Annotated in this window: 2 protein-coding genes; both read left to right on the top strand. The window is 72.0% G+C overall.

Annotation, left to right across the window (positions count from 1 at the left end; genetic code table 11):
• Positions 1-3,407: transcription-repair coupling factor (gene mfd, locus ACYVE9_RS17725; protein WP_461028853.1), on the top strand; the 3,407-nt coding region annotated here is incomplete at its 5' end.
• Between the two features lie 249 nt (positions 3,408-3,656).
• On the top strand, positions 3,657-4,164 hold a 508-nt coding region (locus tag ACYVE9_RS17720), incomplete at its 3' end, for a hypothetical protein (protein WP_461028852.1).

Genomic DNA, 4,164 nt, shown 5'->3' with positions numbered 1-4,164 from the left:
AGGCCGAGGACCTCGCCGCCGCGCTGCGCTCGCTGATGCCGGCCGGGCAGGACGACACGGTCGTGGAGTACCCGGCCTGGGAGACGCTGCCGCACGAGCGTCTGTCACCGCGCAGCGACACCGTGGGCCGGCGGCTCGCGGTGCTGCGCCGGCTGACGCACCCCCGGGACGACGACCCGTCCGCCGGGCCGGTGAAGGTCGTGGTGGCGCCCATCAGGTCGGTGCTCCAGCCGCAGGTCAAGGGGCTGGGCGAGCTGGAACCGGTCAGTCTGCGGGCGGGGGAGAGCGCCGACCTGGAAGAGGTGGTCGCCGGTCTGGCCGCAGCCGCCTACTCCCGGGTGGAGCTGGTCGAGAAGCGCGGCGAGTTCGCCGTGCGCGGCGGCATCCTGGACGTCTTCCCGCCCACCGAGGAGCACCCGCTGCGGGTGGAGTTCTGGGGCGACGAGGTCGAGGAGGTCCGCTACTTCAAGGTCGCCGACCAGCGGTCCCTGGAGGTCGCCGAGCACGGACTGTGGGCGCCGCCGTGCCGGGAGCTGCTGCTCACCGACGACGTGCGGGCCCGGGCCGCGGAGCTGGGCCGGGACCACCCCGAGCTGGACGAACTGCTCGGCAAGATCGCCGAGGGCATCGCCGTCGAGGGCATGGAGTCCCTCGCACCGGTGCTGGTGGACGAGATGGAGCTGCTGCTGGACGTGCTGCCGAAGGGCAGCATGGCGGTGGTGTGCGACCCGGAGCGGGTGCGGAGCCGGGCCGCAGACCTGATGGCGACGAGCCAGGAGTTCCTCCAGGCGTCGTGGGCGGCGACCGCCGGTGGCGGTGACGCCCCGATCGACGTGGGCGCGGCGTCGCTGCGCGGTCTGGCCGACGTCCGCGAGCACGCCCGGGAGCTGGGCATGCTCTGGTGGTCGGTGAGCCCCTTCGCCTCCGACACGGGCCTGGGCGCCGACAACGTACTGGGCGTGGACCCGGAGGCCGACGCGGCGATCGCCTCCGACCCGGACACGCTGCGGCTCGGCCTGCGCGCCCCGGAGTCCTACCGGGGGGACACCCGGCGGGCGCTGTCCGACACCCGGGAGTGGCTCTCCCGCGGCTGGAACTGCGTCTACCTCACCGAGGGCCACGGTCCTGCGGCCCGCACCGTCGAGGTGCTCGGCGGCGAGGGCGTCGCGGCCCGGCTGGACGGCGAGCTGACGGCGTTGGAGCCGTCGGTGGTGCAGGTGTCGTGCGGCTCACTGGACAACGGCTTCGTCGCGCCCGAGCTGAGGCTCGTGGTGCTGACGGAGACGGACCTCTCCGGTCAGAAGGCCGCCGGCCGGGACGCGGCCCGCATGCCGGCCCGGCGCCGCAAGACGATCGACCCGCTCACCCTCCAGCCCGGCGACTACATCGTGCACGAGCAGCACGGCGTCGGCCGGTACGTGGAGATGGTGCAGCGCACCGTGCAGGGCGCCACCCGCGAGTACCTGCTGGTGGAGTACGCGCCGGCGAAGCGCGGCCAGCCCGGTGACCGGTTGTTCGTGCCGACGGACCAGCTGGAGCAGGTCACCAAGTACGTGGGCGGCGAGCAGCCGTCGCTGCACCGCCTGGGTGGCGCGGACTGGACGAAGACGAAGGCGCGGGCCAAGAAAGCCGTCAAGGAGATCGCGGCCGACCTGATCAAGCTGTACTCGGCGCGGATGGCGGCGCCCGGCCACGCCTTCGGCCCGGACACCCCGTGGCAGCGGGAGCTGGAGGACGCCTTCCCCTACGTGGAGACGCCCGACCAGCTGACGACGATCGCCGAGGTCAAGGAGGACATGGAGAAGTCCGTCCCGATGGACCGGCTGGTCTGCGGCGACGTCGGCTACGGCAAGACGGAGATCGCCGTCCGGGCGGCCTTCAAGGCGGTGCAGGACGGCAAGCAGGTCGCGGTGCTGGTGCCGACGACGCTGCTGGTCCAGCAGCACTTCGGCACGTTCTCCGAGCGGTACGGCCAGTTCCCCGTCAAGGTGCGGGCGCTGTCGCGGTTCCAGAGCGAGACCGAGGCGCAGGACGTGCTGGAGGGCCTCAGGGAGGGTTCGGTGGACGTCGTCATCGGCACCCACCGGCTGTTCTCCTCGCAGACGCAGTTCAAGGACCTCGGCCTGGTCATCGTCGACGAGGAGCAGCGGTTCGGCGTCGAGCACAAGGAGCAGCTGAAGAAGCTGCGGGCCAACGTGGACGTGCTGACGATGTCGGCGACGCCGATCCCGCGCACGCTGGAGATGGCCGTCACCGGCATCCGCGAGATGTCGACGATCACCACGCCGCCGGAGGAGCGGCACCCGGTGCTGACCTTCGTCGGCCCCTACGACCAGCGGCAGATCGGGGCGGCCATCCGCCGCGAGCTGCTGCGCGAGGGGCAGGTCTTCTACATCCACAACCGGGTGGAGTCCATCGACAAGGCGGCGGCCGGGCTGCGGGAGATCGTGCCGGAGGCGCGCATCGCGACCGCGCACGGCCAGATGTCCGAGGGCGCGCTGGAACAGGTGGTGGTCGACTTCTGGGAGAAGAAGTTCGACGTGCTGGTGTCGACGACGATCGTCGAGTCGGGCATCGACATCTCGAACGCCAACACCCTGATCCTGGAGCGCGGCGACAACTTCGGCCTGTCCCAGCTGCACCAGCTGCGCGGCCGGGTGGGGCGCGGCCGGGACCGCGGCTACGCCTACTTCCTCTACCCGCCGGAGAAGCCGCTCACCGAGACGGCCCACGAGCGGCTGGCGACGATCGCCCAGCACACCGAGATGGGTGCCGGCATGTACGTCGCCATGAAGGACCTGGAGATCCGCGGCGCGGGCAACCTGCTGGGCGGTGAGCAGTCCGGGCACATCGCCGGGGTCGGCTTCGACCTGTACATCCGCATGGTGGGTGAGGCCGTCGCCGACTACCGGGCGGCGCTGGACGGCGGCGAGTCCGAGGAGGCGGCGCCGCTGGAGGTGAAGATCGAACTGCCGGTGGACGCGCACGTGCCGCACGACTTCGCGCCGGCCGAGCAGTTGCGGCTCCAGGCCTACCGGGCGATCGCGGCGGCCAACTCCGAGCAGGACATCAGGGCGGTCCGCGAGGAACTGGTCGACCGCTACGGCAAGTTGCCGGAACCGGTGGAGAACCTGCTGCTCGTCGCGGGGCTGCGCATGCTGGCCCGCTCGTGCGGTGTCACCGACATCACCCTCCAGGGCAACAAGGTGCGGTTCGGGCCGGTGGAGCTGCGCGAGTCGCAGGAGCTGCGGCTGCTGCGGGTCTACCCCGGTTCGCAGATCAAGCAGAACGCCCGCCAGGTCATGGTGCCGCGCCCCAAGCCGGGCGGTATCGGCGGCAAGCCGGTCGTCGGCCGTGAACTGCTGGCGTGGACGGGCGAGTTCCTCACCACCGTCCTCGGTTCCTGACCTCACCACCGTCCTCGGTTCCTGACCGCACCACGGTCGTCGGTCCTTGACCACCCGCGCCCGGCCCGGGCGGTGCCCGCCGCCCGGGTGCGGTGCCGGGGTGACGGGTGCGGTCGACCCGGGCGGGTTCGGTACGCTGCGTTCTGCTGCTTGCGGGGCGCGGCGCCGCCACACCTGGATACGCTCCCCCACACGATCCGCGCAGGCCGCGTCCTGCTCGCAGACGCTACGCCGACACAGGGAGAGCTGATGTACGGCACGGCCGCGCCATCACCGTATCGGGACCAGCGAAAGGGCCCCGGGGCCTGGGCGCTGACGGTCCGGGTCTTCTTCGCGCTGCTGCCGCTGCCCTCCCTGACGCTGCTGGCCTGGGTCCCGATGCTGCGGTTCGCCGTCCTCCGGCGCCGCCTGCTGGACTGGTTCCTGTTCGTGCTGAGCGTGCTGATGACGCTGGTGTTCTGCTACCTGATGCTGCTGGTGCCGGAGGACGACCCGGACAACAACAGCCCGGAGCTCAACACCGCGGTCACCTTCATGCTGGTGTACGGGATCGCGGCGACCGTGTGGGCGGTCCTCGGTGACCGTTTCCCGCGTCCGCCCGGCGGCCCCTGGGTCGCCCCCCACTCCGGCCCGTACTACCACCCCGCGGCGGGGACCGCCCCGACCGAGCCGGGCCAGTGGGCGCATCTCCAGCAGACCGGGCCGTATGTGCCGGCACCGGCCGGGGGCCCGGGCGGCGGGTACGGGCACCCCGTCG

Source organism: Streptomyces sparsus (genome assembly GCF_054776295.1).
Note: the sequence above shows the minus strand (reverse complement) of the source record. Positions and strands in the feature narration are given on the sequence as shown.